The organism is Nonomuraea marmarensis, from assembly GCF_043197025.1.
In the GTDB taxonomy this organism is placed as follows: domain Bacteria; phylum Actinomycetota; class Actinomycetes; order Streptosporangiales; family Streptosporangiaceae; genus Nonomuraea; species Nonomuraea marmarensis.
In genome coordinates this window covers 517,720-541,964 of the sequence record NZ_JBICRM010000001.1, presented here as the reverse complement: position 1 = coordinate 541,964, position 24,245 = coordinate 517,720, and the positions used below count along the sequence as shown (strand labels likewise).

At 71.5% G+C, this 24,245-nt stretch carries 20 protein-coding genes; 9 read left to right on the top strand and 11 right to left on the bottom strand.

Translation table 11 applies throughout. The features are described 5' to 3' along the window. Positions 1–27: 27 nt before the first annotated feature. The 5 genes from scpA to ACFLIM_RS02630 form a co-directional block, all read right to left on the bottom strand. The gene (gene scpA, locus ACFLIM_RS02650; protein WP_393161439.1) at positions 28–2,169 is read right to left on the bottom strand and encodes a methylmalonyl-CoA mutase; all 2,142 of its coding nucleotides are present in this window, start codon (positions 2,167–2,169) and stop codon (positions 28–30) included. Beyond that, entirely contained in the window at positions 2,166–3,908 is a 1,743-nt protein-coding gene (locus ACFLIM_RS02645) for a methylmalonyl-CoA mutase family protein (protein ID WP_393161437.1), read from the bottom strand. Before ACFLIM_RS02645 ends, scpA begins: the two co-directional genes overlap by 4 nt. A 57-nt stretch (positions 3,909–3,965) precedes the next feature. Then, positions 3,966–4,730: a peptidoglycan recognition protein family protein gene (locus tag ACFLIM_RS02640; RefSeq protein ID WP_393161435.1), complete on the bottom strand. Its 765-nt coding sequence runs from the start codon at positions 4,728–4,730 to the stop codon at positions 3,966–3,968. A gap of 81 nt (positions 4,731–4,811) precedes the next feature. Next, positions 4,812–5,750 carry an S-methyl-5-thioribose-1-phosphate isomerase gene (gene mtnA / locus ACFLIM_RS02635; RefSeq protein ID WP_393161433.1) on the bottom strand — a complete coding sequence of 313 codons (939 nt, stop codon included), beginning with the start codon at positions 5,748–5,750 and terminating at the stop codon, positions 4,812–4,814. 14 nt (positions 5,751–5,764) lie between these two features. After that, on the bottom strand, positions 5,765–7,630 hold the full coding sequence (locus tag ACFLIM_RS02630) for a CASTOR/POLLUX-related putative ion channel (protein WP_393161431.1): 1,866 nt from the start codon (positions 7,628–7,630) through the stop codon (positions 5,765–5,767). A 95-nt stretch (positions 7,631–7,725) separates the two neighbouring features. On the opposite strand from ACFLIM_RS02630, the gene ACFLIM_RS02625 reads away from it, so the two are divergent. Both ACFLIM_RS02625 and ACFLIM_RS02620 read left to right on the top strand, forming a co-directional pair. Next, positions 7,726–9,231: a serine/threonine-protein kinase gene (locus ACFLIM_RS02625; protein WP_393161429.1), complete on the top strand. Its 1,506-nt coding sequence runs from the start codon at positions 7,726–7,728 to the stop codon at positions 9,229–9,231. A 61-nt stretch (positions 9,232–9,292) separates the two neighbouring features. Then, positions 9,293–10,402, top strand: a complete 1,110-nt coding sequence (locus ACFLIM_RS02620; protein WP_393161427.1) for a DUF5925 domain-containing protein — start codon at positions 9,293–9,295, stop codon at positions 10,400–10,402. A gap of 35 nt (positions 10,403–10,437) precedes the next feature. On the opposite strand, the gene ACFLIM_RS02615 is transcribed toward ACFLIM_RS02620, so the two are convergent. Further along, positions 10,438–10,719, bottom strand: a complete 282-nt coding sequence (locus ACFLIM_RS02615) for a hypothetical protein (protein ID WP_393161425.1) — start codon at positions 10,717–10,719, stop codon at positions 10,438–10,440. After that, positions 10,716–12,047 (bottom strand): SWIM zinc finger family protein, encoded by a 1,332-nt coding sequence (locus tag ACFLIM_RS02610; RefSeq protein ID WP_393161423.1) that lies wholly within the window; start codon positions 12,045–12,047, stop codon positions 10,716–10,718. The genes ACFLIM_RS02615 and ACFLIM_RS02610 overlap by 4 nt, the downstream gene beginning before the upstream one ends. Before the next feature lie 83 nt (positions 12,048–12,130). Between ACFLIM_RS02610 and ACFLIM_RS02605 the strand changes: the two genes are divergently transcribed. From ACFLIM_RS02605 to ACFLIM_RS02595, 3 genes are read left to right on the top strand one after another with little or no spacing between them, the layout of a single operon-like run. Next, positions 12,131–13,201, top strand: coding sequence for a C39 family peptidase (locus ACFLIM_RS02605; protein ID WP_393161421.1), 1,071 nt, complete (start codon positions 12,131–12,133; stop codon positions 13,199–13,201). Positions 13,202–13,205: 4 nt separating this feature from the next. Then, positions 13,206–15,077 carry a S9 family peptidase gene (locus ACFLIM_RS02600; protein WP_393161419.1) on the top strand — a complete coding sequence of 624 codons (1,872 nt, stop codon included), beginning with the start codon at positions 13,206–13,208 and terminating at the stop codon, positions 15,075–15,077. Beyond that, the gene (locus ACFLIM_RS02595) at positions 15,074–16,336 is read left to right on the top strand and encodes a M20/M25/M40 family metallo-hydrolase (RefSeq protein ID WP_393161417.1); all 1,263 of its coding nucleotides are present in this window, start codon (positions 15,074–15,076) and stop codon (positions 16,334–16,336) included. The genes ACFLIM_RS02600 and ACFLIM_RS02595 overlap by 4 nt, the downstream gene beginning before the upstream one ends. 166 nt (positions 16,337–16,502) lie before the next feature. Here ACFLIM_RS02595 and ACFLIM_RS02590 read toward each other — a convergent pair whose 3' ends face one another. From ACFLIM_RS02590 to ACFLIM_RS02580, 3 genes are read right to left on the bottom strand one after another with little or no spacing between them, the layout of a single operon-like run. Further along, a complete protein-coding gene (locus tag ACFLIM_RS02590) occupies positions 16,503–17,246 on the bottom strand; it encodes a DUF427 domain-containing protein (RefSeq protein ID WP_393161415.1) in 744 nt (247 codons plus the stop codon). A gap of 42 nt (positions 17,247–17,288) precedes the next feature. Further along, on the bottom strand, positions 17,289–17,879 hold the full coding sequence (locus tag ACFLIM_RS02585) for a hypothetical protein (RefSeq protein WP_393161413.1): 591 nt from the start codon (positions 17,877–17,879) through the stop codon (positions 17,289–17,291). Positions 17,880–17,885: 6 nt separating this feature from the next. Continuing rightward, complete coding sequence (locus ACFLIM_RS02580) at positions 17,886–18,353, bottom strand: adenylyltransferase/cytidyltransferase family protein (RefSeq protein WP_393161411.1); 468 nt, start codon at positions 18,351–18,353, stop codon at positions 17,886–17,888. 207 nt (positions 18,354–18,560) lie between these two features. Here ACFLIM_RS02580 and ACFLIM_RS02575 point away from each other — a divergent pair, with 207 nt between their 5' ends. Then, the gene (locus tag ACFLIM_RS02575) at positions 18,561–19,013 is read left to right on the top strand and encodes an ATP-binding protein (protein WP_393161409.1); all 453 of its coding nucleotides are present in this window, start codon (positions 18,561–18,563) and stop codon (positions 19,011–19,013) included. Here the strand turns inward: ACFLIM_RS02575 and ACFLIM_RS02570 are convergent. Beyond that, positions 19,010–19,975, bottom strand: coding sequence for a helix-turn-helix transcriptional regulator (locus ACFLIM_RS02570; protein WP_393161407.1), 966 nt, complete (start codon positions 19,973–19,975; stop codon positions 19,010–19,012). The genes ACFLIM_RS02575 and ACFLIM_RS02570 overlap by 4 nt on opposite strands. Before the next feature lie 198 nt (positions 19,976–20,173). On the opposite strand from ACFLIM_RS02570, the gene ACFLIM_RS02565 reads away from it, so the two are divergent. The 3 genes from ACFLIM_RS02565 to ACFLIM_RS02555 all read left to right on the top strand — a co-directional run bounded on the left by ACFLIM_RS02565 (position 20,174) and on the right by ACFLIM_RS02555 (position 24,222). Continuing rightward, on the top strand, positions 20,174–21,190 hold the full coding sequence (locus tag ACFLIM_RS02565; protein WP_393161405.1) for an aminoacyl--tRNA ligase-related protein: 1,017 nt from the start codon (positions 20,174–20,176) through the stop codon (positions 21,188–21,190). An 87-nt stretch (positions 21,191–21,277) separates the two neighbouring features. Continuing rightward, complete coding sequence (locus tag ACFLIM_RS02560; protein WP_393161403.1) at positions 21,278–23,275, top strand: TRAP transporter permease; 1,998 nt, start codon at positions 21,278–21,280, stop codon at positions 23,273–23,275. After that, positions 23,272–24,222, top strand: coding sequence for a TAXI family TRAP transporter solute-binding subunit (locus tag ACFLIM_RS02555; RefSeq protein ID WP_393161401.1), 951 nt, complete (start codon positions 23,272–23,274; stop codon positions 24,220–24,222). The genes ACFLIM_RS02560 and ACFLIM_RS02555 overlap by 4 nt, the downstream gene beginning before the upstream one ends. Positions 24,223–24,245: the final 23 nt, after the last annotated feature.

Sequence of the window (24,245 nt, the reverse complement as noted above, 5' to 3'; positions counted from 1 at the left end):
CGCGACCGCTCCCGGCGCCGGGCGGGCCTACCGGCGGCTCCTGAGCTGGTCCAGGAGGTCGAGGGCGGCGTCGGCGATCACGGTGCCGGGTGGGAAGATCGCGGCGGCGCCCGCGGCCCGGAGCTCGTCGTGGTCGCCCGGCGGGATGACGCCGCCGACCACGATCATGATGTCGCCGGCGTCGAGGCCGGCCAGCGCCTTGCGCAGCGCGGGCACCAGCGTGAGGTGCCCGGCGGCCAGCGACGACACGCCCACGATGTGCACGTCGGCCTCGACCGCCTGCCTGGCGACCTCCTCCGGCGTCTGGAACAGCGGGCCGACGTCCACGTCGAAGCCCAGGTCGGCGAAGGCGCTGGCGATCACCTTCTGGCCGCGGTCGTGCCCGTCCTGGCCCATCTTGGCCACCAGGATGCGCGGGCGGCGGCCCTCGGCCCGCTCGAAGTCGGCGCAGGCGCGGCGGGCGCGCTCGATGTTGGCGGCCGGGCCTGACTCGTCGCGGTACACCCCAGAGATGGTACGTACCTGCTCGGCGTGCCTGCCGAACACCCGCTCCAGCGCGTCGGAGATCTCGCCCACCGTGGCCTTGGCGCGGGCGGCGTCCACGGCCAGCTTGAGCAGGTTGTGGTCCAGGCCGGGCCTGGGGTCGTCGGCGGCCTTGGTGAGCGCGTCGAGGGCGCGGCGCACGGCGTCGTCGTCACGCTCGGCTCGGAGCCTGGCCAGCTTGCCGAGCTGCTGGGCGCGTACGGCGCTGTTGTCGACCTTGAGCACCTCGATGTCCTCGTCGGCGGTCGCGCGGTACTTGTTCACGCCGATCACGGGCTGGCGGCCGGAGTCGATGCGGGCCTGGGTACGGGCGGCGGCCTCCTCGATGCGCAGCTTGGGCAGGCCCGCCTCGATGGCCCTGGCCATGCCGCCGGCGGCCTCGACCTCCTGGATGTGGGCCCAGGCGCGTTCGGCGAGGTCGTGGGTGAGGCGTTCGACGTAGTAGGAGCCGCCCCAGGGGTCGATCACCCGGGTGGTGCCCGATTCCTGCTGGAGGAGGAGCTGGGTGTTGCGGGCGATCCGGGCGGAGAAGTCGGTGGGCAGCGCGAGCGCCTCGTCCAGGGCGTTGGTGTGCAGCGACTGGGTGTGGCCCTGGGTGGCGGCCATGGCCTCGACGCAGGTGCGGGCGACGTTGTTGAACACGTCCTGCGCGGTCAGCGACCAGCCGGAGGTCTGGCTGTGGGTACGGAGGCTCAGCGATTTCGGATTTTTCGCATTGAATCCGGACACAAGCTTCGCCCACAACAACCGGGCGGCCCTGAGCTTGGCGACCTCCATGAAGAAGTTCATGCCGATGCACCAGAAGAACGACAACCTCGGCGCGAACCGGTCGACGTCCATCCCGGCGGCGACCCCGGCGCGCAGGTATTCGACCCCGTCGGCCAGCGTGTAGGCCAGTTCAAGATCGCACGTGGCGCCGGCTTCCTGGATGTGATACCCAGAAATACTAATAGAATTGAATTTCGGCATCTTCTCGCTCGTATAAGCGAAAATATCCGAAATAATCCGCATCGACGGCCCCGGCGGATAAATGTAAGTATTACGGACCATGAACTCCTTGAGGATGTCGTTCTGGATGGTCCCCGCGAGCTCCTCCGGCGCGACGCCCTGCTCCTCGGCCGCCACGATGTACAGCGCGAGGACGGGCAACACGGCGCCGTTCATGGTCATGGACACCGACATGCGGTCGAGCGGGATGCCCTCGAACAACTGCCGCATGTCGTAGATCGAGTCGATCGCCACCCCCGCCATGCCCACGTCACCGGCCACGCGGGGATGATCGGAGTCGTACCCCCTGTGCGTGGCCAGGTCGAACGCCACCGACAAGCCCTTCTGCCCGGCGGCGAGATTGCGCCGGTAGAAGGCGTTGGAGTCCTCGGCCGTGGAGAAGCCGGCGTACTGGCGGATGGTCCAGGGCTGGTTGACGTACATGGTGGGGTAGGGCCCGCGCAGGTACGGGGCCGCGCCGGGGTACGTGTGCAGGAAGTCGAGCCCTTCGAGGTCGTCGGCCGTATAGAGCGGCTTGACCCCGATCCCCTCGGGCGTCTCCCAGACCTCGCCCACCGGCGACTCGGCCTCCTTGGCCGGCTGGGTGTCGAGCGGGATGCCGGAGAAGTCGGGGATCATCGGGTCACCTCCAGATCGTCGAAGGTCTCGCGGAGCACGGCCAGCGCGTCGCAACCGGCATACAGGTTGGCGTCCACCCCTTCGTACTGCCCCTTCCCCGCCAGCCACACCTTCTTCGCCCCGGCCCGGACCAATGCGGTGGCCACGGCGGCGGCGTGCTGGGCGTACAGCTTGTCGGTGGAGCACAGGCACGCGACGGCGGCGCCGCTGACGGCGAAGGCGGTGGCGATCTGCTCGGGGTCGGCCCCGGGGCCCGCGGTCTCGGTCGCCAGGCCGCCCGCGTGGAAGAGGTTGGCCGCGAACGAGGCCCTGGCGCTGTAGGCGGCCAGGGGGCCGACGGTGGCCAGGAACACCGTGGGCCGCTCGGGTTGCGCATCGGCGAGATCACGCAACGCCTCGAACGCCTCCGCATACCGCACCTTCGGCAATCCGGCCGCTTCGGCGGAGGGCGGCGCGGCGGCGGGCGGGGGTTTGCGGAGGGGGGTTTCGTGGACGTTCGGGAACTCTGTGACGCCTGTGATCGGGAAGCGGCGGTGCGCGATGTCGTCGTCGCGGCGGGCGCGGGTGGCGGCGAGCCGGGCGGACACCAGCCGGGAAGCCGCCGTAACCCCCCCGGCGGCCTCGATCTCCTGGAACCAGGCCCAGGCGCGTTCGGCGAGGTCGGCGGTGCGGCGTTCGACGTACCAGGAGCCGCCGGCCGGGTCGATCACCCGGCCCAGCCCCGACTCCTCCAGCAGCAGCGACTGCGTGTTGCGGGCGATGCGGCGCGAGAAGGCGTCCGGCAGCCCGAGGCAGGCGTCGAACGGCTGCACCGTGACCGCCTCTGCCCCGCCCACTCCGGCGGCGAAGCAGGCCAGGGTGGTGCGGAGCAGGTTCACCCAGGGGTCGCGGACGGTCATCATGGCCGAGCTGGTCACCGCGTGTTGCCGTTGCCCGCCGGACTCGGCCGCCCCGCACACCTCGGCGATCCTGGCCCACAACCGCCGGGCCGCCCGCAGCTTGGCGATGGTGGCGAACTGGTCGTCGGTGGCGGCGTACCGGAACTCGAGCTGCCCCAGCGCCTGCTCGACGGAGAGCCCGCCGCCCGTGAGCACCCGCAGCTCGGCCACGCCCTGGGCGATCGAGCAGCCGAGCTCCTCGGCGTCGCTGCCGCCCGCGTCGTGGTACGGCGTCGCGTCCACGGTGACGGCCCGCAGCCCGGGGAACTCGGCGACGCAGCGGAGCGCCAGCTCCAGCCCCGCGGCCCCGGACGCCCCGAGGTTGCCGCGAGGCGCGGTGCCGCGGGCGGCGGCCAGCCCGAACAGGACCTCGGCGGCCTCCCGGGCCCGCCCCCCGGCCTCCAGCACCACGGGAGCCAGGTCGAGGTAGACGTCCCGGAGCACCGTGGCCAGCGAGTCCACCGGGATCGCCCCGTCCCCGACGACCAGCCACAACGAGGTGACGCCGTGCTCCAGATCGGCCGGCAGCGCCTCGGGATCGGGTACGGCGTGCCGCTGCCGCACGTCCCACCCCGGAGCCGGCCGGGAGCCGCGAACATAGGGAAAGGCCCCGGGCAGGCCGGGATCCCCCGGCAGGTCGTCCAGGTCGTAGAGCGGCGCGATCGTCAGCCCGTCATATGTGGCACTGGACAGCGCCTCCTCCGGCGAGCCCGCCTCGACCCCGGACCTGCGCAGGACCTCGACCGCCAGCGCCCGCCAGTCGTCTCGGCTGGTGGACGCGAACCCCGCTGCCAGTTCCATGTTTCGGATAGTAGGCGGAACGCGGCGAACCCAGTAACCCCGGGTAGCCCCATAAGGTCAGTGCGGCGCCTCCCAGGCCAGCCGCCAGGTGGCGGGCCCCACGATCCCGTCGTCGGCCACACCCTGCTCCCGCTGGAACTTGCGGCACACGTCACGGGACTCGCTCCCGTACGCGCCGTCCACCGCGAGGTCCCAGCCGCGCGCCCGCATCTGCCGCTGCCACGTGCGCACGTCCTCGCCCTGCGTCACCGGCGGATATTTCAGCAGCCGTCCCGGGAACGGCGGAGTCGACGGGGGCTCCGGCGTGGGCGCACCGGGCCGGGGCGCGCCCCGCCTGACCCAGGCGTAGAGCGGTTCGCCGGGGCAGTCGGTCGAGTAGCCGTCCCGGTGCCCCTTGATCTCCTTGCCCGCGCGGCCGCGGTCGCGTACGTACTGGACGGCGTCCAGGATCGCGTGCAGGATCCCGTCGGGCGGCTGCACGAGCCCCGCGTTGCCCACCAGTCCGAGCACGGCGTAGTGCCCCGCGTTGAGCCCGGGGCCGTTGGCGGCGGGCAGGTGGTGCAGCCCGCGCCCCTCAAATACCTTTTTATGCGGACATGCGAGGTACGAGTACCCGATGTCGATCCAGCCGTTCCCGTCCATGTGGTACGCCTGGATGGAGCGCACCAGGGACCCGCAGCCGTTGTGGTTCGAGACGATGCCCGGGTCCACCCTGCCGCCTGTGTAGTGGACTTTCACTCCCTTGGTGGAGTCGAGCTGTGTGTAGTCGCCGCGCGGCGCGCGAGCGTTCCAGTCGCGCCGTAACACCAGGTCGATGGCCACGGTGATCTCCGAGGGTCGATATCGGGACGACCGAGCGTAACGCGGCGGGCGCGGACAGGTCCCCGAGATCGGGGATTTGGTCTACGGCCTGATCACCCGCTGGTCCGTCACGATCGCGGTGATCAGATCGTGCGGTGTCACGTCGAACGCCGGGTTCAGCGCCCGAGTGCCCTCAGGCGCCAGCCGTACACCTCTGACCGCCACGACCTCGTCCGCGCCCCTGTCCTCGATCTCGATGTGCTCGCCCGACGGGGTGCCCGGGTCGATCGTGGACTCGGGCGCGACCACCACGAACGGCACCCCGGCGCGTTCGGCGCCGAGCGCGAGCGCGTACGAGCCGATCTTGTTGGCGGTGTCGCCGTTGGCGGCGATGCGGTCCGCGCCGATGAGCACCGCGTCCACCTCCCCCTTGGCCAGCAGGTACGGTCCCGCGGAGTCGGCGATGAGGCGGTGCGGCGCGCCCATCCTGGCCAGCTCCCAGGTGGTGAGCCTGGCGCCCTGCAGCAGCGGGCGGGTCTCCAGGGCGAGCACCTCGGCCAGCCGCCCGCGCTCGTGCAGGGTCTGTACGACGCCGAGCGCGGTGCCGCGTTCGACGGCGGCGAGCCCGCCGGTGTTGCACACGGTCATGATCCGCAGCCGGTCGCCTTCGAGCAGGTCGGCCCCGCGCTCGCCCATGGCCAGGCAGGCGGCGATGTCGTCGTCGCGCACGCGCAGCGCGGCGGCCAGCACCGCCTCGCGGCCCTCGCTCAGGTGCGCGGCGGCCTGGTCGACGCCCCACGCGAGGTTGACGGCGGTGGGCCTGGCGGCGCGGAGGGCGGCGATCCGGGCGGGGTCGCCGTCGGCCAGCACGACCCCGAGCGCCCCCGCCACGCCGAGCGCGGGCGCACCGCGCACCGCGAGCCGCCGGATGGCGTCGACGAGCTCCTCGACGGTGTGGATGCGCAGCATCAGGCACTTGTCGGGGAGCAGGGTCTGGTCCACGAGCTCGACGGCGCCGTCGACCCAGTCAATGGTCCTCACGTGCAAACGCTAACTCAGCGCTCGGCCAGGACGATGACCGAGTCCGTCTCACCGAGCACGATGGTGTCCGACTTGGCGGGGTTGAGGATGATGCCGTAGTGCGGCGGGTCGTTCCGCGCCTGGGCGTCGCGGTAGCCGATGGCGGTCTCACCCTGGCGGCGGGCCGCCTCCACGACCGTGGCGTACGTCACCGGCGTCCCCGTCCTCACGTACGAGGCGGCCGGACGCGGGTAGATCTCGGACCCGCGTGAGTCGAAGAGGTAGCCGAACACGTCCGCGAGGTGCCGGTTCTCGGCGAGCTGGGCGAGGAGCAGGCCGATGACGGTGTCGCTGATCACGATGTCGTCGGCCTCGGTGACCTCGGCCAGCGAGCGGTTGCCCTCGTCGTGCATCTCGCTGACGATCGAGTAGTGCTCGCCGAGCACGCTCTGCATGTCGCGGAGCTGGAGCAGCGTCATGAGCGTGCGCGTGTCGGAGTGGCGCGGGTCGAAGCGGTCGTCGGACAGCACGATGACGTGCTGGAAGAGGCCGACGCCGAGCGACTCCAGGGCGTACCGGTCGGTGGTGTCGCAGTCCTTGACGTTCACGGTGAGGTTGCGTAGTCCCGCCAGGTTCGTGCCGGCCTTGGGGTGGTCGGCGGCGATCTCCAGCACGGAGCCGGGGGCGACGTATCCGTCCAGGTAGCGGACGATCTGCTCGGCCCGGCCGTTCCAGTTGAGCAGGAGCGTGCGCTCGGGCTCGGCGGGCGTGCCCGCCGCCGCCACGACGGCGCTCTCGTCCACGGATGGCTTGCCCGCGGCCAGGCGGATGTGGGAGTCGTCGTGCGCGATGACGATGACCTGGTCGCCGGCCGCGACGACGGTGTCCATGGGCGGGTTCAGCACGACGCCGGACGGCCGGCGCAGGCCGATCACGGAGGCGGTCTGGTACGCGTGCAGCGCCTCGCCGTACGTCAGGCCGACCGTCTTCTTCGGGGTGCGCAGGTAGATCTCGCCGCCGTCGAAGTTCAGCAGGTCCATGCAGACCACGGACATGCCGGACTGGCGCGAGGACTGCACGATGAGCCTGGAGGCGGTGTCGTCGGAATCGACCAGGTGCACGTCCGCGCCGCCGGCCAGGCGGGCGGCGGCGATGTTGCGGCTGGAGGCGAGCCCCGCGACCACCGGCGGGTGGGCGCCGTCGCGCTTGGCCAGCGCGAGCAGGATCTTGATGACGTGCGCGTCGGGGTCCTCGCCCTCGGGGGAGAGCACGACGACGGAGCGGGCCGTGGCCAGGTTCATCAGCGCGAGGTCGCGCGGCTCCGTGGGGCGCCCCGTGCGGCAGACGACCCGCGTCCGGCCGAGGTCGCCGACGTGCTCGCGGATGTCCTCCTCCATGGCCAGTTTGTCACGTTCCGCCAGTACGGCGATGACCGAGCCCCGCTGGCTGGCGTGCGCCTTGACCAGTTCGGCCACGATCGTGAACAGCTGGTCCGACCAGCCGAGCACCACCGTGTGACCGGACTCGACGATCCGCGAACGCCCCCTGCGCAGGCGGTCCACCTTCTGCTTGAGCCCGTTCGACAGCAGGCCGACGAGCATGCTGACGATGAAGAGCCCGCCGAGCGACCCGGCGAACATCACCGCCATGTACCCCATCGAACCCTTGTCACTGGCGACCTTGCTCGGCGTGAGCGCGTGCATGAGCGCCACCCAGAGCACGTGTCCAGGGCCTGTCACGCCGTCCGGCTCGTCAGGCGCGAGCCAGAGCGTGAGCGCCGCCACCACCACGATCAGCCCGACCGACACCAGCGCCAGCCAGCCGATCAACGAGGTCGTGCCCTTGGACATGGTGTTGTCGAACCGGTACCGCATCCTTTCGCGGAACGTGACCCTCGACACTTCCCCGATACCTCCGTGTAAGGAGTAGTTTGACCAGTCGCCCCAAAGTACCGGTGGATCTTGGTTTCCGCATGGCGACCGGTAACGTATCGGCCATGGCGACCCCCCTGACACCAGACGATCCGGCGTCTCTGGGCGATTTCCGCCTGGCCGGCCGGCTCGGCGAGGGCGGGCAGGGCGTGGTGTACCTCGCCCACTCCGCCGCCGGCGAACCGGTCGCGATCAAGCTGCTGAGCACGGGTGACAGGGAGACGCGGGCCAGGCTGGCGCGCGAGCTGGACGCGCTGGAGGGCGTCGCCTCCTTCTGTACGGCGCGGGTGCTCGACGTCTCGACCGACGGGCCGCGTCCGTACGTGGTGAGCGAATTCGTGGACGGCCCCTCGCTGGCCGAACGCGTACGCGAGCGCGGCCCCTTACGCGGCGGCGACCTGGAACGGCTGGTGGTCGGCACGGCCACGGCGCTGGCGGCCATCCACGCGGCCGGGATCGTGCACCGCGACTTCAAGCCGGCCAACGTGCTGCTCGGCCCCGACGGGCCCAGGGTGGTGGACTTCGGCATCGCCAGGGCGGAGGGGGCGGCGACGATGACCTCCGGCCTGATCGGCACGCCTGCCTATCTGGCGCCCGAGCAGATCAACGGCTCGCCCGCGTCGCCCACCTCCGACGTGTTCGCGTGGGCGGCGTCGATGATGTACGCGGCGACGGGGGTGAGCCCGTTCGGGGCGGACACCGTGCCTGCTGTGCTGCACCGGGTGCTGCACGCCGAGCCGGACCTGTCACCGCTGCCGCCGCGCCTGCGCGGGCTGATCGCGTCCAGCCTGTCCAAGGACCCTTCGCGCCGCCCCTCGGCCCAGCAGCTGATGGTCTCCCTGGTCAACCCCAACCTGACGCCTTCGCCCGGCGCCCCCACCGGCCCGCCACCCAGCGGCCATCCTCACCAGAGCGTCCCCACTGGCCTGCCACCTGGCGGCCTTCCCCCGCACGACTCACCCACGGGTCCGCAACGCCAGGCGGGCACCACCACCGAGACGCCGCGCGCCCGCTCGCGGGGCGTCCTCATCGGGGCTGTGGCGGCGGTGGTGGCCCTGGCGACGGGCGGCACGGCCCTGTACCTGAACCGCACCCCGGCCATGGAGACCGGCGACCGCTCCTCCTCAGCCGCACCGCCGGAGACCCGATCGTCGCCTGAGACCTCGCCCGAGACGTCGCCCGACACCGGGACGACGACGCCCGCGGAAACCGAGTCCCCCAGTCCCAGCGGCGACCTGAAGATCCCGGCCGCCTTCGACGGGGACTGGTCAGGGCACACCACCAGCACGAACCCCATGGACCCCGACGGCGCCGACAACACGGTGGAGCTGAACGAGGGAGAGTCCACCGCGTCCTGGTCCGAGGAGGACGCCGACGACGAGTGCAAGGGCACCATCACCCTGACCAAGGTGGAATCCAGCCAGCTGACCTTCGCCCTGGGCCAGAACGAGGGCAACTGCATCGCCGGTACCATCTGGCTGGTACTGAAAGGCGACACCCTCACCTACACCTGGCGAGACGAACCCGGCCCCGGCCTCGTCACCCAGACCGGCACCCTCAAGAGGAGCTGAGCCAGATTTTCCCGACCAAAACCCTTCGACATCTGACGGCTCGAAGTAGATCATTGGCCCTATGTCTGTGATCAGGGAGGTGCCGTTCCCCGGCCCGGACTCCGCTGAGCTTCCCATGAACATCTGGATCGACGACGCCGACTCCGCCATCGACGTCATCGACGCGCTGGCGCTGTCGCCGTTCGCGACGGGTGCCCAGCCGTGGTCCCGCCTGGCCAATCTGGAGCGCGTACGCCCTGACGCGACGCTGAGCCCCGCGGGCGGGCGCGTGTTGCGTACGGCGCGGGTCGAGGACGGCTCCGAGTCGCGGCTGATCTCCGGTGACGGCTGGACCCTGCGCGTCATACGCCACCGCAACCGCACGGCCACCGTCAGCGTGACGGCGGTGAACGAGGACCTGGCCAAGACCGTGCTGCAGGAGAGCATCGACGGCGCCGAAGAGGCCATGCCGGAGGTGGACCACGTCGAGATGGGCTTCTGGTGGCGCGGCATGCACGGCGGCACCCGCTCGGAGAAGCCGATCACGGCTCAGCCCTGGAACGAGATCAGCCCCAACTACTCGGCCAAGGTCCGCCCGTCCCTCGACCGGCTGATGTCGATCACCCCTGCCGGCGTGAACGGCCGCCTCATCCTCCTGCACGGCGAGCCGGGCACCGGCAAGACCACGCTGCTGCGCACCTTGGCCAAGCAGTGGCACGACTGGTGCCAGGTGGACTGCGTGCTCGACCCGGAGCGGCTGTTCAACGAGCCCGGCTACCTGATGGAGGTGGCCGTCGGCTACGACACGGACGAGGACCAGCAGCGCTGGCGGCTGCTCGTCCTGGAGGACTGCGACGAGCTGATCAGCTCGGGCGCCAAGGCCCAGGCGGGCCAGGGCCTCTCGCGCCTGCTCAACCTGACGGACGGCCTCCTCGGCCAGGGCCGCGACGTCCTGGTGGCGATCACCACGAACGAGGACCTGGCCCGTCTCCACCCGGCCGTCGTCCGCCCGGGCCGCTGCCTGGCGCAGGTGGAGGTCGGCCCGCTGACCAAGGACGAGGCCGTGAGCTGGCTCGGCACCTCGCAGGGCGTGGGCCCGTCGGGCGCGACCCTCGCCCAGCTGTACGCCCTGCGCGCCGGCCGCGACATCACCCTGTCCACCGGCGACGACTCCACAGGCCTGTACCTGTAATCACCCCGACCCGGCTAACGGGCCAGTGCGGCCCGTTATGTCAGGGAGGTGTGGAGTCGGCGGGCTTCGGCCCGGCGCACGTGCTCCTCCCAGGCAGCCTCGCTCTCCCGCCAGCGCCTGGCCGCGCGCGCCTGCCGCCTGGCCTCCGCCCGCTCCTCGGCCACGGCGAGGTGGCCGGGCAGCGCGGCGGCCACCTCGCGACGGCCGCGTTCGTCGAGCCCGAGCACGCGGGCGGCGACCAGCTCGGCGTCCCCGGTGTCGATGGCGGCCACCACCGCCTCCCAGGCCGCGGTCACGCCGTCCGGAGCGGCGTTCACGAGGTCACCTCAACGGCGACGCGCGCCGCTATCCTGGCCGCGAGCACGTGCTTGCACGGCCCGCGCGACCCCCGATGGTCGAACCACCACGGACACGTGCACTCCCCCGCGGCGACCCGCACCCGCCGCACCCCGCCGTCCGTGGTCACCTCGGCCGCATCCTCGTCCACCAGCCGCACGGCCCCGGACTCCACCAGCGCCCGGGCCGCAGTGAGCCGGGGGTTGAGCTCGGCCACCTGCTCCCTGTCGTAAGGCAGCTCCCGATGGAAGTGGGCCGCCTCGTGCAGGTCGTAGCCCACCCGGCCGGCGGTGCCGAGCTGGGTGAGCGCGACGCGTACCCGCTCGATGGACAGTCCGGAGCGGTCGGCGAGCAGGCCCAGCTCGACCGTGGGCTCGAAGTTGAGCAGCATGCCCACCACGTCGGCGTCGCCCGCGGCCTCGTCGGTGGCCAGGTCGGCCAGGACCGCGCCCTCGCCGGAGAAGCCGCGCCACGGCTCGGGCGAGACGGCCAGCGTGTAGCGCATGCCGGGCAACTCCAGCTCCCACGCGCTGGCCGTGGAGGAGCCGTCGGCGGGACCGTACACCCTCAGTGCCTTGGCGAATCTGAGCAGCGGCATCAGCGTGGCCACCCGCGCCGCGCCCGACAGGCAGACGCCGCCGCGCGCGGGACCGGAGGAGACGCGCAGGTCGCGACCAGCGGGGACGGCCCAGACGGTGGCGCGGGCGGCGCGGGGAAGGGAGCGCAGGAACCGTACGGCGTGCGGCCCGGACAGCTCCGCCCGCAGGTCGAACCCGGCGGCGATCACCTGCACCTCGGCGAACCCGCGCAACCACCGCGACGGCAGCGGCACCTTCTTCTCCACGACCGCCCCGTCCAGCGTGGTGACCGCCAGCTCGTCGGGGCCGACGCCCAGGTGCAGCGGGTCCCGGCCGCCCACCCTGGCCAGCGCCTCGCGCAGCGGGCCGTTGACGTCGACGTTGGTGGTGCCGCGGTCGAGCACGTCGCCGTCGAGCTCGAGCACGTCGAGCCGGGCGTAGACGCCGCCGCACGCCGAGAACGACTCGAACCTGAGCCGCCCGCCGTCGCACGTCACCACCGGGTCGCGGGTCCAGCCCGGCCGGGGCTGGTGGTAGCGGGTGAGCGCCACGTCCGCCACGGCCAGCAGCCCCGCCGCGGCGGGGGCCGCCTGGGAGAGCAGCCCGCTGAAGAACCTGGGATGCGCCTGCGGGCCCGATAACGCCGTGCCACCGGAGGTCGAGAGGCCGAGCTTGCCGTCGGTCAGCACCGAGTGCCCGGCGTAGGAGTAGGCCTGTGTCGCTTGAGTCATGACCCGAACCATAGAGATCAACACCGACACAATCGGGCTGGTACGTAAACCATCCGATGTGCGACACGGAGTACGAAACCACAATGTGGCTGGTGCTCACCGTCGATCTGGCCCGCGTCGCCTTCGCCCGCTTCGCCATGCCCCAACCGGGAGACCCCCGATCGGCGAACAACGTGTGGACCAGCGAGGAACGCCCGATCGGCTTCGCCGCCACCCAGCTCGTGCCCTCGTGGACCGCGCGGACCCCGCGCGGCGCCTGGATCGAGGTGGCGCTGCGGGCCAGGACCGCGCAGGGCGATCTCACCAAGTGGTACGTCATGGGCCGCTGGTCCGAGCACGGCGAGCCGCGCACGTCGGTGCCCGGGCAGGGTGACGAGGATGGGGACGTGGCGGTGGACACGTTCGTGGCCCGGCGGCCGGTGGTGGCGTACCAGGTGCGGGTCGCCTGGCACGGCGCGGGCGCCCGGGTGACCGGCCTCGGCGTGATGGCCTCGGCACTGCCCCAACAAGCGGTCGTGCCGAGCGCCCCCAGCGGGGCGGGCCCCGTGGAGCTGGCGGTGCCCCGGCACTCGCAGCACGCGCACGCCGGGCACCACCCGCAGTGGGACGGCGGGGGCGCCAACTGGTGCAGTCCCGCCTCGGTGGCCATGGTGCTCTGCTTCTGGGCCCGCGGCCCGGCCCCCGGCGAGCTGGCCTGGGTGGGCGACGACGACCCGGCCCCGACGGTGGACCACGCGGCCATGGGCACGTACGACGAGAGCTACCAGGGCACCGGCAACTGGCCGTTCAACGTGGCGTACGCGGGGCGTTTCGGGCTGGCCGGGTTCGTGACGCGGCTGCGGTCGGCGGCGGAGCTGGAGCAGTTCGTACGGGCCGGGATCCCGGTGATCACGTCGCAGTCGTTCAAGGCGCACGAGCTGCCCGGATCCTGCTACTCCACCAACGGGCACATCCTGGTCGTCACCGGTTTCACGGCCGGAGGCGACGTCGTCGTGAACGACCCCGCCGCGCCCGGCGAGGCCGAGGTGCGCCGGGTGTATCCGCGGGCGGCGTTCGAGCACGTGTGGCTCAGGAGCTCGGGCAGCGGCGGCATCGCGTACATCCTTCATCCGCCCGAGCATCCCCTTCCTTCATGTACGAATGGCAATTGGTGAGTTCATGAGTATTCGACCGATCGACGTGGCCCGTACCGACGGCGGCCCGCAGTGGGTGGAGGCCGTGGCCACGCCCTCCGGGGTCGAGGTCTGGTGGGATGAGCCGCGCCCGCACGAGGGCGGCCGGCGCTGCGTGGTGCGCCGCCTGCCGGACGGCACCCGTACCGACGTCCTGCCTCCCGGCTGGAACGCGCGCAACCGGGTGGTCGAGTACGGCGGCCGCTCCTGGCGCCCCCTGCCCGGCGCCGGGAACGGACCGGGCCTCGTCTTCACGAACTGGGCCGACCAGCGCCTCTACCGTCTCAGCGAAGGCACGGCGGTGCCGCTCACCCCCGAGGCCCGATCGCGCTACGCCGATCTCTACCTGCCTCCCGGCCGCGACGAGGTGTGGGCGGTGCGCGAGACGGACGACGTACGGGACCTGGTGGCGGTGCCGCTGGACGGGAGCCCGGTCAGGGTCATCGCCAAAGCCCAACATTTCCTGATGAACCCCCGTATTTCGCCCGACGGCCGAAATGTCGCCTGGATCGGCTGGGACCACCCGAACATGCCCTGGGACGGCACCGAGTTGTCGGTGGCCCCGCTGCGCGCGGACGGCACGGCGGGCGCGTATCAGGTGGTTGCCGGAGGCCCCGAGGAGTCGGTCGCGCAGGCCGAGTGGCGCGACGACGCCACTCTGTACGCGGTGACCGACCCCACCGGCTGGTGGAACGTCCACCTCGTCCACCTGGACGGCTCCCCGGGCCGCAATCTCACCCCGATGGAGCTGGAGTTCGGCCATGCGGCGTGGAAGCCGGGCATGACGTGCCTGGCCGTGGCGGACGACGGCCGCCTGGTCGTCGTGTACGGCACCGCCGACCACCGCCGCCTGGGCGTGCTGGACCCGGTGACGGGAGACCTGATGGAGCTGGGCGGCGAGGCCACCTACTGGTCCTCGACCGTGTCGGTCGCGGGCGGCAAGGCGGCGGCCGTGCGCGCGACGCCGTACACGCCGCTGGAGGTGACGCTCGTCGACCTCGACGAGGGCTCGCATGAGATCGTGTCGGCGCCCAAACCGCTGCCGGAACGCGACCTGCTGCCCACGCCCGAGGCCGTGACGATCGAGGGCGTGCACGCGCACCTCTACCCACCGGCGACGACGCGGGGCGGCCCGGCCCCGTACGTGATCTTCGTGCACGGCGGCCCCACCGGCAACCTCCCGGTCGTGCTCGACCTGGAGATCGCCTACTTCACCAGCAGGGGGCTCGGCGTGGCCGTGGTGAACTACGGCGGATCGACCGGCTACGGCCGGGCCTATCGAGAGCGGCTGCGCAACCAGTGGGGTGTGGTGGACGTACAGGACTGCGCCAAGGTGGCTCGCGGCCTGGTCGAGCTGGGCCGCGCCGACGCCGCCAAGCTCGCCATCCGCGGCGGCAGCGCCGGCGGCTGGACCACGGTGGCGGCACTCGTGCACAGCGACGTGTTCGCGGGCGGGGTCGCGCACTACGCGATCACCGACCCGGAGAGCTGGGCCGCCGAGACGCACGACTTCGAGTCCCGCTACCTGGACGGGCTGGTGGGCCCGCTGCCCGAGACGCGGCAGCGCTACACCGAACGCTCCCCGCTCCTGAACCCCTCCCGGGCCTCGGGCCCGTGCCTCATGCTGCACGGCCTGGAGGACGCGATCGTGGACGTGGGCCAGGCCGAGCGGTTCACCGCCGAACTGGACAAACATGGCAAAGAGTGGGCCTTGCTCACCTTCCCCGGCGAACAGCACGGCTGGCGCAGGGAGGAGACTATTGTCGCGGTGCTGGAGGCCGAGCTGGCCTTCTACGGGCTGATCTTCGACATGGAGACGCCCGAGGTGCCGCCGTTGACGCTGAAGGGGAGATCGTGAAGAGCGTTGCCGAGATCTGCTCGGATCTGATCAGGTTCGACACCACCAATCCCGGCTCGGGCGAGCGCCCGGCGGCCGAATACGTGGCCACGCTGCTGGCGGACGCGGGACTGGAGCCGGTGGTGTTCGAGTCGGCGCCGAAGCGGACCACCGTCGTGGCCAGGATCGACGGCGACTCCTCCGACGCGCTGCTCGTGCACGGCCACCTCGACGTGGTGCCCGCCGACCCGGCCGAGTGGCGGATGCACCCGTTCTCCGGCGAGATCGTGGACGGCTGCGTGTACGGCCGGGGCGCGGTCGACATGAAGGGCTCGTGCGCGATGACGCTCGCGACCGTGCTCGGCCTGACTGCGCGGGGCGTGCGCCCGAAGCGTGACCTGGTGCTGGCGTTCCTGGCCGACGAGGAGGCGACGGGCGACTACGGCTCGCGGCACGCGGTCAGCGAGCACCGGGAGCTGTTCGACGGCGTCACGGAGGCGATCAGCGAGTCCGGCGGCTTCAGCGTCGGCTCGGGCGAGCACCGGGTCTACCCGATCGCGGTGGGCGAGCGCGGCACCGCCTGGATGAAGCTCACCGCGCACGGCGTGGCGGGCCACGGCTCGCGTCCCGCCGTGGACAACCCGGTCGCCACGCTGGCGCACGCGTTGTCGCGGGTGGCCTCCCACCAGTGGCCGGTACGCCTGACGCCGTCGGTCGCCGCCCTCATCCAGAGCCTGTCGGAGATCACCGGCCAGCCGATCGACCTGGACCGCCTGGACGCGGAGGCGGCCCGGCTCGGCCCGCTGGGCAGCCTGTTCAGGGGCCAGATCCGCAACTCGGCCAACCCGACGATGCTGGACGCCGGATACAAGGTCAACGTGGTGCCGTCGTCGGCCGGGGCGCACGTGGACGGACGTTACCTGCCGGGGCTGCAGGAGGAGTTCCTGTCGACGATCGACGAGCTGCTCGGGCCGAAGATCACCCGCGAGTTCGTCAACCTGGAGGACGCGCCCGCCGCGCCGTACCCGTCGGCGTTCTTCGACGAACTGGCCGCCACGCTGGTGGCCGAGGACCCGCTCGCCCGGCCGGTCCCGTACGTGATGAGCGGCGGCACGGACGCCAAGTCGTTCGCCAGGATCGGCATCAAGGGGTACGGCTTCGCACCGCTCATGCTCCGGCCCGACCTGGACTACTTCGGCATGTTCCACGGCAAGGACGAGCGCGTGCCGGTGGAGGGCCTGGAGTTCGGCACCCGCGTCCTCACCCGCCTGCTCACCTAACTCACGCGGCCGGCCCGAACCAGGCGTCGAGCGCTTCGCCGAGCCCGTCACGCTCGCCTGCCCACGCGACATAACCGCCGTGCCGGCTCCCGAGGCAGGCGACGACGGCGTGGCCACACTCCTGCGCCACCTCGGCCGCGACCCCCATTGGACCGCCGTCTGACGCTCAGGAGAACTTGGTCTTCGGGCGCTCCTCGAGCTCGCCGTCGACGTAGATGTCGAGCTTCTCGTTGTAGAACGCGATCAGCCCGGCGACCTTCTCGCTCTCCGGGAGCGGCGTGCGGTAGGACCAGGCCAGGTCCTTCTTGCCGTTGACCGTCCAGTATTCCGCCGTGCCCTTGTACGGGCAGTGGGTGGCGGTGTCGGTGTGTTCGAGCAGGTCGAGCCGTACGTCCGTCTTCGGCAGGTAGTAGCGGGCGGGCAGGCCCGTCTCGAAGATGATGCGCGGGCTGTGGGAATCGGCCACGGTGACGCCGTCCACCTCGACCCGCACGTGCCGCGTGCTCGCCAGGATGTCCACCCTGGTGTACGGGTCGCGCGGGTGGAAGAAGACCTCCTCGTCCTCCTCGAACCAGGCGTCCATGGCGTCCCACTCGAAGCGGACGTGGCCGCGGATCTGCTCCAAGGGCGAGTCCGGGTAGACCAGCGCCCCGTCGACGGCCTCGGCGGTGCCCGAGGTGACCGTGTAGACGGCGGCGTCTCCCCTGCTCGGGGAGTGCTTGGCGGTCCCTGTCGCCTTGAGCGCGGACTCGTCCACGTCTTCCAGCGGGAAGTAGTACGCGGGGTAGTAGGGCACTTCCCATACCAGGAGGGCGGCGGTGGTGTCGGCCACCACCCGGCCGCCGAGATAGGTCCTGACACGCTTGGCCGTGGGCTCGACACGCACCCGGCCGCGGTTCGTGGCATCCATATTCGCGAGAACCCCGGCGGGGACGCGCCTATTCCAGCCCGTCTACCTGAGTCCGAACGCGGCCAGCGTGGCCCAGGTCGTCAGCGCGCCGACCACCGCTCCCGCCGCCACCTGCGGCCAGTCGTGGTGCGCGAGGCGTACCCGGGCCCAGCACACCAGCGCCACGACGGCGGCCCCCGCGATCCCCGTCGGCCAGGCGGGCAGGACGTGCGTGAGCACCACCACCGTGCCCGCGCAGACGGCGGCGTGGAAGGAGATCTTCCAGCGCAGCGTGATCGGCACGGTCACGCCCAGGGCGACCAGCATCGCGGTCACGGTGGCGACGAGCAGTGTCGGCGCGCCCACCACGACCAGCAGGGCCAGCGCCACCAGGACGGCCGCCAGCGCGGCGAGCAGCGGTCCGGTGCGGCGGGCGCGGTCCACGATGTGGTGCGAGTCGAGGCGGCCCGAGCGCACGCCGATCGCGATCATCGCCGCCGGGACGCCGCCGCAGAGCAGCGAGGCCACCAGCCCCCACGCCGCCCCACTCCACCCCTGGGCCAGCAGGCCGACGGCCGGCGGCATGACGATCACCAGCACCTGCGGTGCCAGCACGTTCGTCACCCGTTTCGCCACCAGGTCGGCGGCTCCCACCCGGGGTCAGCCCTTTCCGGCCGCGTTCACGATCCGGGTGGTCGAACGGCCGGGGATGGCCGACAACTCCCAGCACTCGGCCCCCAGGATCGCGGCCGCCGCCGCGCGGGCCCCCGCGTGCGGATCCCCCGCCGTGTGCGCCAGCGCCGCGGGCCGCATCGGCGCGAGCAGGTCGATGTAGTCCTCGGGCCCGTGCGCCTCGGAGGGCCCGGTCACGATGAACACGCCGGTCACGAAGCGGAGCGCGGCCAGCACCTCGGCCCGCTCCGCCGACGGGTTGACCGGCCGGCTCGGCCCCTTCCAGGCCCGCACCCGCGGATCGTCCTCGACGCCGACGACCAGCGGCAGCCCGCGCTCGGCCACCGCGCCCAGATAGCGTACGTGCCCCACGTGCAGGATGTCGAAGACGCCGGTCACGACCACCGCCCCCGGCCTGTCGTACGGCTGCACCCAGACGGCCTCCAGGCTGCTCACACGACCTCCTCCGACGGCCGGGCGAGTAGGCTGCTGTGCACGCTTCGCTCCCCCACGGGCCTAGACGACTCGTCGATCGCAGCGTACTCGGTCGGCGTCAGCGCTCGTGCAGGCGACCTTGGGAAAGAGCATTCCTACCTTTTCGCGATAATCTCCGGCCCCGGTCTGGCGCGTCTCATAACGTCACCGGATTTGGGGGAGGTCGCCGTGGCAGCGCCGGACTTTCACCGCGTCGACGGGGGTGATGAACCCGGCGCCCGAGATCTCGCGGTCCGGCTGCCGGGGATCCCCTCCCAGGTTTCCAGGGCCAGGGGGCTCGTGACCGCCGCGCTGGGACGCGACCACCCGCTCTACGACGACGTGGCGCTGCTCACCAGCGAGCTGGCCACGAACGCCGTCCTGCACACCAGGTCCGGCTCGGGCGGCTCGTTCACGGTGACGGTGACGAGCTCGGAGACGCTGGTCAGGGTGTACGTGTCGGACGGCGGATCCGACGGGCCGCCGTGCGTGTGCCGTACCGGTGCGCAGTCCACCACCGGCCGCGGCCTGCCGCTGATCGAGGCGCTCAGCCACCGCTGGGGTTTCACGCGCCAGGAGGGCACGACGACGGTCTGGTTCGAGCTGCTCCAGGGCCGCATGCCGGCCGGGCTGGCCGTTTAGACGTCCAGGCGGCACAGGCCCTCGGCGAGCGCCTTGGTGGTGAGCCGGGTGCGGCTGTCGCAGCCCAGCTTGGCGAAGATGTGCTCCAGATGGGTCGTCACCGTGCGGACGCTGAGCACGAGCGCGGCGGCGATCTGCGGGTTGGAGTCACCGGCCGCCACCCTCGTGAGCACGTCCACCTCGCGCCCCGTGAGGTCGTACGGCAGCGGGCACGGCCGCTCCGCGGCGATGGCGCCCTGCAACGCCCCCTGGAACCCGACCCCGGCCCTGAGCAGCCGTAACTCGTGCCACCGCCCGGCACCGTCGAGCCAGAGCCCGTGCCTGCCCAGCTCCCGCGAGTCGATGAACGCCCGGGCGAACGCGGCCATCGCCGGGTCGCCCCACAGCGCCCCCGACACCTCGTGCCCGGGAACCGCACGCCGGACCCCCAGCCGGTCGAACGCCACCGCGCGGAAGTCCGCCGGCAGCCCCACCGGGTCGATCACGCACCTGCTCAGGTCGGTGACGTGCGCCAGCATCGGGCTCACCGCCGCCAGCAGCGCGCCGGTGAGCCGCGGGAAGGCGTCCCTGGCGGCCAGGTGCAGCAGCCCCGTGTAGCGGCCCTCGCTCAGGAACAGCGGCGCCGTCAGCCCGGCCCGCCAGCCGTAAGGGGCGAGGTGGCGGCGGAAGTACCGCTCGGTGCCCGGCTCCGGCATCCGCACCGGCGCGCGGGTGGCCATCGCGGTGCGGTATGCCTCCAGCCCGGCATATTCCTCGGCCGCGTCGCGATCGATGCGCCGGTGCCCGTCGGAGACGACGCTGTGATGGCGCCCCGTGGCGGGGTCGTACGCGACGAACTCGTACGCGTCGAGCGGGACCACCCGGCGCAGCGCCGCCATCGCCCCGTGCGCGCCCCCAGAGCCCGCCACCTGGTAGCCGACCTCGGCGAACGCCCGGCAGACGTCCAGAGTGATCTCGACCACGGATTCTTTTATATCATTTGCCACTCCTTGGGGTCCTCTTGAAGATTTTCTTCAGGCCTGGCCCGGATGTTATGGTCGTTCGTATGCAGCGCGCCTCAGTCACGACGACGCCGGACCCCGTCCCGGCGCGCTGAATCCATGCTTCCCGGGCGAACGCCCGGGAGCTGGTCGTTCGCCCTTTCCACACAAAGGACGATCATGAACGACCACCGCAGGCTCGGCCGCGAGCTGGGCATCTTCGACACCGACCCGCTGATCGGCGCGGGTCTCCCCTACTGGTTGCCCGCCGGGGCGGCCGTGCGCAAGGCCATCGAGGACTACGTCCACGAGCTCGAACGCCGCAACGGCTACCAGCACGTCAACTCGCCCGTGCTCGGCAAACGCGAGTTGTACGAGCGATCCGGCCACTGGGCGCACTATGCGGAGGACATGTTCCCGCCCATGAACGTGGGCGGCGAGGACTTCGTGCTGCGCCCGAGCCTGTGCCCGCACCACGCGCTCATCTACCGATCGCGGCAGCGCAGCCACCGCGAGCTGCCGCTGCGCCTGGCCGAGCTGGGCGGCCAGTACCGCTCCGAGCTGTCCGGCGTGCTCGGCGGCCTGATCAGGGTGCGGGCCATGCAGCTCAACGACGGCCACGTGTTCTGCCCGCCCGAGCAGGCCGCCGCCGAGGTGTCGGCCGCGCTCGGCCTGATCGAGGCCGCGCACGGCCAGCTCGGCATCAGGGCCGCGCGCTACCGGCTGTCGTTGCGCGGCGACGGCGTCAAGTTCGTGGACGACCCCGCCATGTGGGCGCGTTCCGAGGCCGTCCTGCGCGAGGCGCTGAAGGAGCGCGGCCTGGCCTACGACGAGGAGCACGGCGAGGGCGCCATCGAGCGCCTGGTCGCGCACCTCGTCGAGGTCCACGGGGGCGCGTTCCCGGCCTGGATGGCGCCCGTCCAGGCCGTGGTGCTCCCGCTGTCGGACGCCGAGCTGCCCGCCGCCGAGGACGTGTTGCGGCGCTGCGTGGCCGCCGGGTTGCGGGCGGAGCTGGCGCCCGCCGACCGGAGCAGCCTCGGGGCCAGGATCAGGGCGCACCGGCTGGTGCCGTACCAGCTCGTGGTGGGACCGCGCGAGGTGGTCAGCGGCCAGGCATCGGTACGGCTGCGCGACGGCGGCCAGGCAGGCGAGGTGCCGGTCGAGCGATTGGCCGCCGATTCGCGGCCATTGTTCTGACCGGCGGATTCAAATGGGTAACAGCCCCTTCCCTAACCGTGTAAAGGGCTCGTAAAGTCCCTGCAACGCCGTGTCGGGGAGGACGAATTGACCGAGCTGAGCGACCGTGAGGCCGAGCTGGTTTCCGCTCACGAACAGGAACGCCCGGCACGGCAGCTCAGCGGGGTCCTGCGGCTCGGCGTGTGGATCGTGGGCGGGTTGTTGTCCGCCTATTCGCTGGTGGTGGTGTTCCGGCCGGTGGAGGCGCTGGAGCATCGGCTGACGTTCCTGGCGGTGGCACTGCCACTGGTCTTCCTGTGCTACCGCTCGGGGATCTCGTCGATGGCACGACGGCTGCTCAGACGCGACGAGCCCGCCGCGGCACCGGCCGAGGGGCCGCGGCGGGCGGAGCGGCCGAGCGTCGGCGACTGGCTGCTGGCCGCCGCCTCCCTCGCCGTGCTGGTCTACCCGCTGCTCGACATCGACGCGTTCCGCGACCGGGGCTCCGGCGCGGCGCTGACAGACCTGGACATCGTGGCCGGGCTGGTGCTGACGGTGCTGCTGCTGGAGGCGGTACGCCGGACCGTCGGCTGGTCACTGACCATCATCTGCGTACTTTTCCTGATTTATGCCTATTACGGCGCATATTTGCCGATTGATTGGACGATTGGGCATCGTGGCTTCGACCTCGGGCAGATCGTGTCGCAGCTCTACACGGGCACCGAGGGCTTCTTCGGCGTCCCGATGCAGGTGGCCGCCAGTTACATCATCCTTTTCACGATTTATGGTGCCGTGCTGGACTTTTCGGGCGCGAGCCGGTTCTTCATCGACCTGAGCTTCGCCGCCTTCCGCAAGTCCCGGGCCGCCCCCGGTCGTACCGTCACCACGGCCGGTTTCCTGCTCGGGACGGTGTCGGGCTCCGGCGTGGCCACCACGGTCAGCCTGGGCAGCGTCGCCTGGCCGGTGTTGCGGCGGGCGGGCTACCCGAAGGAGCCGGCGGGCGGCATCCTGGCCGCCGGCGGCATCGGCGCCATCCTGTCCCCGCCCACGCTGGGCGCGGCGGCGTTCATCATCGCCGAATATCTCCGGGTCAGCTACCTCGAGGTGCTCCTGTACGCGACGATCCCCACGATCCTGTACTACCTGGGCATCTTCCTGGCCATCGAGATCGACTCGCGCCGCTTCAGCACCCACGCCGTGCCGGTGGACGCGCCCAAGGCGGGCAAGTTGCTGCTGCGCTTCGGCTACCACTTCAGCTCGCTCATCCTCATCATCGTGCTGATGGCGCTGGACAGGTCGGCGTTCCAGTCCGTGGTGATCGCCACCGGCATCGCGTTCGTGTTGTCGTTCCTCGACCCCAAGCACCGGATGGGGCCCAAACGCATCGGGCAGGCGCTGGCCAAGGGCACGCTGGAGGTGCTGCCGGTGACCGCGGTGTGCGCGGCGGCGGGCATCATCGTCGGCGTCATCACCCAGACCGGGCTCGGCCTTAACCTCAGCGCGATCATCGTGGACTTCGCTGCGGGCAATCTCATCCTGACGACGGTCATGTCGGGCATCGCGGTCATGCTGCTGGGGCTGGCCGTGCCGGTGACCGCGAGCTTCATCATCGCCGCGGTGATCATCGGACCGGCGCTCACGACGCTCGGGGTGACGCAGGCCGAGGCGTACATGTTCGTCTTCTACTACGCGGTGTTGTCGGAGGTGAGCCCGCCCACGGCGCTGTCCGCGGTGGCGGCGGCCGCGATCACCGGCGGCAACACGTACAAGACGATGATGATGACCTGGCGGTACACGCTGCCGGCGTTCCTGGTGCCGTTCGCGTTCGTGCTGACGCCGAACGGGCAGGCGCTGCTCGGGCAGGGGCCGATCGGCACCGTGCTGCTGATGACCGCCGTCTCGGCGGTCGCGGTGGCGGCGCTCGCTGTATCTACCAGTGGGGCCACCGGCGGGAGCCTCAGCGGCTGGCCGGAGCGGGTGCTGGCGGCGGTGGCCGCGGTGCTGCTGCTGTTCCTCGAACCCGTCCCCATCGTCGCCGGTCTGGCCGTGCTGGCCGTGGCCGCCGCTCTGCACCTCGTCAGAAGAAGGAGAAGGGACCCAGCGTGAAGCGGATCTTTGCATTGGTCGCCGCGATCGTCCTGACCGTGGCGGGCTGCGGCAGCGGCGGCGCGGGCGGCGGGTCGGGCAACCGGCTGTCGATCGCCACGGGCGGCACGACGGGCGTCTACTACGTGTACGGCGGCGGCCTGGCCAAGCAGTTGTCGTCGAGCATCGCCAACACCCAGGCCACCGCGTCGGTCACCTCGGCCTCCGTCGAGAACATCAAGCTGCTGGCCTCCGGCAAGGCCGACATCGGCTTCTCCCAGGCCGACACCGCGGCCGACGCGGTCAACGGCAAGGACACGTTCACCGCGACGCAGCCGATCAAGGCCATCGCCCGCATCTACGACAACTACTCGCACGTCGTCGTCGCCCCCGGCGTCACCGCCACCAAGGTCGCCGACCTGAAGGGCAAGCGCGTCTCGCTCGGCCCGGCCAACTCCGGCACCCAGGTCGTGGCCAGGCGCATCCTGGAGGCGGCCGGGATCAACCCCGACACCGACATCACCAAGCAGCAACTGTCGATCAACGAGTCGGTGCAGGCGGCCAAGGACGGCACCATCGACGCGTTCTTCTGGGTCGGCGGCCTGCCCACCGCGGGCATCACCGACCTGGCCACGAGCAAGCCGGACATGAAGCTGCTGGACACCTCCGACGTGCTGGAGAAGATGCGGACCACGTACGGCGAGCAGTACGTCGGGCTCGACGTCGACATGACCACCTACAAGCTGTCCGGCACCATCAAGACCGTCGGCATCGCGAACGTGCTGCTGGTGCCCGACAAGATGAGCGACCAGCTCGCCTACGACATCACCAAGACCCTGTTCGAGAAGAAGGCCGAGCTGACGGCCGTGCACCCCGAGGCCGCGAAGCTGGACGTCAAGCTGGGCCAGCAGGTCGCACCGGTCCAGTTGCACCCGGGCGCGGCCCGCTACTACCAGGAAAAGGGCTGACCAGACTGCTCCTGGCGCTGGCG

Coding starts and splice junctions, on each gene's coding strand:
- scpA (WP_393161439.1), bottom strand. CDS start 2,169: ATGATCCCCGACTTCTCCGGCATCCCGCTCGACACCCAGCCGGCCAAG.
- ACFLIM_RS02645 (WP_393161437.1), bottom strand. CDS start 3,908: ATGGAACTGGCAGCGGGGTTCGCGTCCACCAGCCGAGACGACTGGCGG.
- ACFLIM_RS02625 (WP_393161429.1), top strand. CDS start 7,726: ATGGCGACCCCCCTGACACCAGACGATCCGGCGTCTCTGGGCGATTTC.
- ACFLIM_RS02620 (WP_393161427.1), top strand. CDS start 9,293: ATGTCTGTGATCAGGGAGGTGCCGTTCCCCGGCCCGGACTCCGCTGAG.
- ACFLIM_RS02610 (WP_393161423.1), bottom strand. CDS start 12,047: ATGACTCAAGCGACACAGGCCTACTCCTACGCCGGGCACTCGGTGCTG.
- ACFLIM_RS02605 (WP_393161421.1), top strand. CDS start 12,131: ATGTGGCTGGTGCTCACCGTCGATCTGGCCCGCGTCGCCTTCGCCCGC.
- ACFLIM_RS02600 (WP_393161419.1), top strand. CDS start 13,206: ATGAGTATTCGACCGATCGACGTGGCCCGTACCGACGGCGGCCCGCAG.
- ACFLIM_RS02590 (WP_393161415.1), bottom strand. CDS start 17,246: ATGGATGCCACGAACCGCGGCCGGGTGCGTGTCGAGCCCACGGCCAAG.
- ACFLIM_RS02565 (WP_393161405.1), top strand. CDS start 20,174: ATGAACGACCACCGCAGGCTCGGCCGCGAGCTGGGCATCTTCGACACC.